The organism is Gluconobacter japonicus (assembly GCF_002723975.1).
GTDB lineage: Bacteria > Pseudomonadota > Alphaproteobacteria > Acetobacterales > Acetobacteraceae > Gluconobacter > Gluconobacter japonicus.
Genome location: NZ_BEWO01000067.1, coordinates 1 through 1173 on the forward strand (window position 1 = coordinate 1; position 1173 = coordinate 1173).

At 54.2% G+C, this 1173-nt stretch carries 1 protein-coding gene; it reads left to right on the forward strand.

Annotated features, from left to right (window positions below):
• Window positions 1-201: 201 nt before the first annotated feature.
• Entirely contained in the window at window positions 202-1161 is a 960-nt protein-coding gene (locus tag GJA01_RS15065) for an IS110 family RNA-guided transposase (protein WP_062021936.1), read from the forward strand.
• The last annotated feature ends 12 nt before the right edge of the window (window positions 1162-1173 follow it).

The window sequence follows — 1173 nt, forward strand, 5'->3', positions numbered from 1 at the left end:
AAACACCTTATGTGTTTCCAGCCTGTTATGATGACCTCATGAACGCCCCTGGCCAGGGGCGTTCATGAGGTGAGATACAGCGCTTAACACCTGGTAGCCTGACCACGTTTTCTAGCAGGCTGATCTCGCCTCTCTTCACCGTCTCGAACAGTTGACGGCGGCCCGCTTTCGGGACCGCGAACATAAGAAAGAGAGAGTGATATGTCTGCGCAAACCGTCATTGGAATAGACGTGTCCCGAGACTGGCTCGATGGCTTTTGCCTGCCAGAAAAGCAGAGATTTCGTTTTCAGAATTCACCTGATGGCCATGCCAGATTACTGGAAACTCTTCAGAGTATGCCGGACGGTCTCAAAATTGGGTTTGAAGCCACCGGTGGACAGGAATGGGCACTCTGGCGTCTTCTCATCAGTATGGGACTCAATGCAGTCCAGTTGCCTCCTGCACAGATCAAAGCTTTCGCACTCTCCATGGGGAAACGCGCGAAAACCGATCAGATCGATGCGGAATTGATTGCGCGCTTTATGGCTTTTCGTCCAGAAGCAGGACGAACACTGCCGGATGTAAAACTCCAGTTTCTGCGGGCACTGACGGTGCGCAGAGCTCAGATGGTGGAGGCACGTAAACGGCTTTCTGCCCAGATTTCGGCGCGCCGCAAGCAGGGTGTGAGCGCTGAACTGGAGGACATGGACAGCAGTCTCAAAGCATTTCTCGAAAGCCAGATCAGCGAGCTCGAACAACGGATTGAAAGCGTTATCGCAGAGGCAGAAGAACTCTCCGCGAAAGCAGAACTTCTCCGCTCCATTCCTGGTATCGGCCCGGTATCAGTCTCCATGCTTCTCGCAGAAATGCCGGAACTCGGCCGTATGACGGCGACAGAAGCTGCTGCCATGGCCGGACTTGCACCAATGGCTCACGATAGTGGCGCGATGCGGGGGAAACGTGTCATTTCAGGGGGAAGAAGATCTCTCCGTCACGTCCTGTTCCAAGCAGGATTGGCAGCTGCCTGCCATAATCCTGTTCTGAAAGCTGTCGCCAAACGCATGAAACAGCGGGGTAAGCCACATAAACTGGTGATCGTCGCTATCGCACGGCGTCTCATCACAATCGCCAACGCCGTCCTCAAAACAGGCCTGCCATGGCGCATTAGCTCCGCCGCTTAAACACAGTTGCTA

Bases quoted from the DNA above. Each gene is read 5' to 3' on its own strand.
- GJA01_RS15065 (WP_062021936.1), top strand. From the start codon at position 202: ATGTCTGCGCAAACCGTCATTGGAATAGACGTGTCCCGAGACTGGCTC.